This is a genomic window from Leucobacter soli, from assembly GCF_042659205.1.
GTDB classification, from domain to species: Bacteria; Actinomycetota; Actinomycetes; order Actinomycetales; family Microbacteriaceae; genus Leucobacter; species Leucobacter soli.
Genome location: NZ_JBHSRW010000148.1, coordinates 1 through 4,392, shown reverse-complemented (window position 1 = coordinate 4,392; position 4,392 = coordinate 1). Strand labels below are relative to the sequence as shown.

Annotated in this window: 4 protein-coding genes; 3 read left to right on the top strand and 1 reads right to left on the bottom strand. The window is 71.0% G+C overall.

Features of this window, described 5'->3' with window-relative positions; genetic code table 11:
* Positions 1 to 537 precede the first annotated feature (537 nt).
* A complete protein-coding gene (locus ACFPZL_RS09260; RefSeq protein WP_236022147.1) occupies positions 538 to 1,356 on the top strand; it encodes a MerR family transcriptional regulator in 819 nt (272 codons plus the stop codon).
* Positions 1,357 to 1,467: 111 nt separating this feature from the next.
* Here ACFPZL_RS09260 and ACFPZL_RS09255 read toward each other — a convergent pair whose 3' ends face one another.
* Positions 1,468 to 2,250 (bottom strand): FadR/GntR family transcriptional regulator, encoded by a 783-nt coding sequence (locus ACFPZL_RS09255; protein WP_218116414.1) that lies wholly within the window; start codon positions 2,248 to 2,250, stop codon positions 1,468 to 1,470.
* Between the two features lie 118 nt (positions 2,251 to 2,368).
* On the opposite strand from ACFPZL_RS09255, the gene ACFPZL_RS09250 reads away from it, so the two are divergent.
* Together ACFPZL_RS09250 and hisC are read left to right on the top strand one after the other, a co-directional pair.
* The gene (locus ACFPZL_RS09250; RefSeq protein ID WP_218116415.1) at positions 2,369 to 2,926 is read left to right on the top strand and encodes a YbhB/YbcL family Raf kinase inhibitor-like protein; all 558 of its coding nucleotides are present in this window, start codon (positions 2,369 to 2,371) and stop codon (positions 2,924 to 2,926) included.
* Between the two features lie 239 nt (positions 2,927 to 3,165).
* Positions 3,166 to 4,218 carry a histidinol-phosphate transaminase gene (gene hisC / locus ACFPZL_RS09245; RefSeq protein WP_218116416.1) on the top strand — a complete coding sequence of 351 codons (1,053 nt, stop codon included), beginning with the start codon at positions 3,166 to 3,168 and terminating at the stop codon, positions 4,216 to 4,218.
* The last annotated feature ends 174 nt before the right edge of the window (positions 4,219 to 4,392 follow it).

Here is a 4,392-nt window from a genome sequence, read left to right as displayed (position 1 = left end):
TGCGTACGGGGGCCGCTCGTCAGGAAGGGGGCCGCTCGTCGGTGGGGTGGATCGGGTCAGTGGGACGGGTCGGGCCGGTGGGCCGGGTCGGGTCGGCTCGGTGAGGTGGGTCGGCTCGGGTCGGCGGGGGAAGCCGGTGGGCGGGGTGGCGGGCCTTGGGTCGGTCGGTCTGGATGGGCTGGTCGGGTCGGGCCTTCGGCGGACGCCTGCGGGCGGCTCCATCGCGACGAGTGGCCCCCTTGCTGACGAGCGGCCTGGATATTTAGCGTCCGTATGGGGGCCGCTCGTCAAGAAGTGGGCCATTCGTCGGCGGGACGGCTCGGTTAGTTTGGGGAGAACCGGGTCGGTGGCAGAGGAGAGCCGTGGCGAGCCGGGGGAAGCCGGTAGGCCGTGGGCACGCCGACGGGCTGGGGGAGGGCCGGCCTTGAGGCCGGCGCAGCCGGACACGAACCTCCAGGACGGGCCTTGACATTGACGTTGCGTCAAGCCTTACCGTGGTGATCGCCGGAGATTCCGGCGATGGATGTCTGAGGAGGCGTGCCAGTGTACTCGGTGCAAGAGGTCGCGAAGACGGCGGGCGTCACGTCCCGCACGCTGCGGCACTACGACCGGATCGGGATCCTGCCCCCGAGCCGGATCGGCGCGAACGGCTATCGCTACTACGACGAGCGGGCGCTCGTACGGCTCCAGCGCGTGCTGCTGCTGCGCGAGCTCGGTCTCGGGCTCGAAGCGATCGGACGCGTGCTCGAAGCGCAGGACGCACAGGCCGAGCGCGGCGAGGCGGCCGAGCGGGCGGAGGCCCGGATCCTCGGCAGCCACCTCGAGCTGCTGCGGCAGGAGCGGCAGCGGATCGAGGCGCAGATCGGCGCCGTCGAGCGGACGATCGAGACGCTGGCATGCCGCGATGCGCACGAAAGGAAGGGAGACCTGATCTCTCGGAACATGTTCGAAGGATTCGACCACACGCAGTACAAGGAGGAGGTCGAGGAGCGCTGGGGCGCCGACGCCTACGCTAGGAGCGACCGCTGGTGGCGCGGACTCGGCGCGGCGGGCCAGGCGGAGTGGAAGGCGCACTTGGCGCAGCTGAACGCCGACTGGATCGCGGCGGCCGAGCGGGGCGACGACCCCGAAGGCGCGGCGGCGCAGGATCTGGCCGAACGCCACGTCGAGTGGTTGAAGGGCGCGGGCGGCACTCCGGCCTCGGCGCCGGGCGGCGATCTCGTCGGTTACGTCACGGGCCTCGCGGAGATGTACGTCGCCGATGAGCGGTTCGCGGCGAACTACGGCGGCACGGAGGGCGCGGCATTCGTGCGTTACGCGCTTCTGGCCTGGGCGGGTGCGCACACCGACGGGTGAGTTATCGGTGCCGCAAGGCGGTTTCGTGGATCGTGCGGAGGATCGGCGCAGAGGGTCGACGTCGAGGATCAATGCCGCGGATCGCCCCCGCCGGTCAGCGCCGGAACGGCCTCAGTTGGTGCCGATGCGCTGCGCGTCGGCCTCTCGGGCCACGTCGATCCGCTGCTGCTGCTCGGGCGTGCGGGCGAGCGCGGGCACGACCTCCTGGCGGTCGTTCACGATCACCACGTCGTGGTCCACGTGATCGGCCATGGAGTGCACGGCGTCGATGAAGTCGCGGCGCCGGATCGCGTCGAGCACGCGGGCGTGGTCGCGCTCCATTTCGCTGGCCGTCGCGACGTTCGCGAGCCGGCCGCGGTGGGCGGGGGTGCGCAACTGGTCGTTGGTCCCGGCGTAGAGCGAGGCCAGCAGGCGGTTCTTCGCCGCGTCGAAGAGCAGCCGGTGGAAGCGGCTGTCGAAGGCCGAGGACTCCGACCCGTTCATCAGCACCGGGCAGCGGGTGCAGCCCTGCTCCTCGACGGCGGCCTGCTCGAGCGCGACGAGATCGTCTTCGCTGCGGTGCAGCGCGGCCTGCTGGGCGGCCTCGATCTCGAGCGCGCGCCGGTAGCTCAGGATCTCCTCGAGCGTGAAGTCGTTGAGGAACTCGTTGAGCAGCGTGCTCGTCGGAGCGGCGGAGCGGACGAAGGTCCCACGCCCGGGCAGCGTCTCGAGCATGCCGATGGAGGCGAGTGAGCGGACCGCCTCGCGCACCGTGCTGCGGCCGACCCCGATCTGCTCGGCGAGCTCGGGCTCGATCGGGATCCGGGTCCCCACCGGCCAGGTGCCGGTCGTGATGTGCCGGCGCAGGTAGGCAAGGGTGTTGCGCGCCCGTTCGGATCCGGTCTTCGTCGACACGTCGCTCCTCCTGCTCTCCGCGCCGCGCGCTCGGGCCGCGCTCGGGTCCGCCCAGTATAGCGAGCGGCGACACCGCCCCGTAGGCTGGGAGCAGCCAGTCGACGCCGAGGGGGCCACGATGACGAACGAGAACCCTGAACGGGGTGCCATCAATCCGTATGCCGGGATGCGCCGGGTACCCGGCTTCGAGGTGACCAGCGCCGATATCCGGGACGGGGAGCCCTTGCCGGCCGAGACCTACGACTTCGATTCGGGCGGTCAGAACCGGTCTCCGCAGCTCGCCTGGTCGGGGTTCCCGCAGGGCACCCGCAGCTTCGTCGTGACCTGCTTCGATCCGGATGCGCCGACCGGCTCGGGCTTCTGGCATTGGTCCGTGGCCAATATCCCCGCCGGTGTGACGTCGTTGCCGGCCGGGGCCGGGGACCCGACCAAGGGGCTGCTGCCCGCGGGCGCGATCACGATGCCGAACGAGACGCGCGTCTCCGAGTTCATCGGCGCCGGCCCTCCCCAGGGCACCGGCGTGCATCACTACTGGTTCGTCGTGCATGCGCTCGACGTGCCGCGCATCGACATCGATCCGCAGGCGACGCCGGCGGTGCTCGGGTTCCTCATGCGCGACCATGTGCTGGCCCGGGGCATCCTCGTCGCGACCGGCGAGTACGGCCACGTGGGCTGATCCCGCACTCCGTGAGCGGGTGCTCTGGCACGAGCTGCTTGAGGCCAGGCATACCGCGAAAGGCGAGAAAACGCCGGGAACTCTTGCGATCTCGACCATTTCTCGCCTTCCGCCCCCAGCGCAGGGGGCTCATGCGTGCGCCGAGCCGGATGCATTGACGTTAGGCTTCGAACGTCGGCTCGGGCGTCGCAGAGGGGCGCCCGGCAAGAACTGAGAACATGCGAGTGCAAGGAGAAGCGATGGTTCAGCAGCGCGCGGATGTCGAGCGCCTCCCCGCCTACGTCCAGGGCAAGTCCCTACCCGATGCGGTGAAGCTGTCCTCGAACGAGAACCCCTATCCTCCGCTCGACTCGGTGCTGGTGGCGACGCAGCAGCGGCTCGCGAGCTTCCACCTCTACCCCGACATGGGCGCGGTCGCCGTGCGCGAACGGATCGCGGCCCGGCACGGCGTGCGGCCCGAGGAGGTCGCGGTCGGCTCGGGATCGGTCGAGGTCGCCGCCCAGCTGATCACCGCGAGCGCGGGCGAGGGCGACGAGGTGATCTTCGCGTGGCGGTCGTTCGAGGCGTACCCGATCCTCGTGCAGGTCGCCGGAGCGACCGCGGTGCCGGTTCCGCTGACGGCCGACGAGCGGCACGACCTCGACGCGATGGCCGCGGCGGTGACCCCGCGCACGCGCCTGGTCTTCATCTGCACCCCGAACAACCCGACCGGCACCGTCGTGCACACCGACGAACTCGAGCGCTTCCTCGCCGCGGTGCCGAAGGACGTGCTCGTCGTGATCGACGAGGCCTACGTCCACTTCGACACCGATCCGGAATCGGCGGACGGCGTCGACTTCTTCCGGCGGCACGAGAACGTCGCCGTGCTGCACACCTTCTCGAAGGCGTACGGCCTCGCCGGTCTGAGGATCGGCTACGCGATCGCCTCGGAGCGGGTTGCCGCCAACCTGCGCCGCGTGGCCGTCCCGTTCGGGGTGAGCGACCTGGCGCAGACTGCGGCGATCGCCTCGCTCGATGCCGAGGCGGAGCTGAATGCCCGGGTCGAGCGGATCGTCGCCGAGCGCGAGCGGGTGCTCGCCGCGCTGCGTGCGAACGGTTGGAAGCCGATCGACTCGCTCGGCAACTTCGTCTGGCTGCGGACCGGGGATCGCACCGCCGAGATCGACGCCGCCCTCCGGGAGCACGGCGTGGTGGTCCGCGCGTTCGCAGGGGACGGCCTGCGGATGACCATCGGCGATCCGGAGATGAACGACCGCTTCCTCGCAGCGATCACCGGCATCACCGCGCTGTAGTGCAGCGCCCTGGCGCGGCGCGCTGAAACGGACTCGACGCCGCGCTCGCGATTTCTGCGCGCGCCCTGAGGGTCGCGGCCGCACCTGGCTCCTACAGTGGAGCCATGGCTGCTGATCACCACGGGCGGGTGCCGGCGGCCGCTGCCGCGGCCCGCGTCGAGGGCTGGGCGGCGG

Excerpts from the sequence above, each read along its gene's own strand:
- ACFPZL_RS09250 (WP_218116415.1), top strand. The coding sequence starts at position 2,369 with ATGACGAACGAGAACCCTGAACGGGGTGCCATCAATCCGTATGCCGGG.
- hisC (WP_218116416.1), top strand. The coding sequence starts at position 3,166 with ATGGTTCAGCAGCGCGCGGATGTCGAGCGCCTCCCCGCCTACGTCCAG.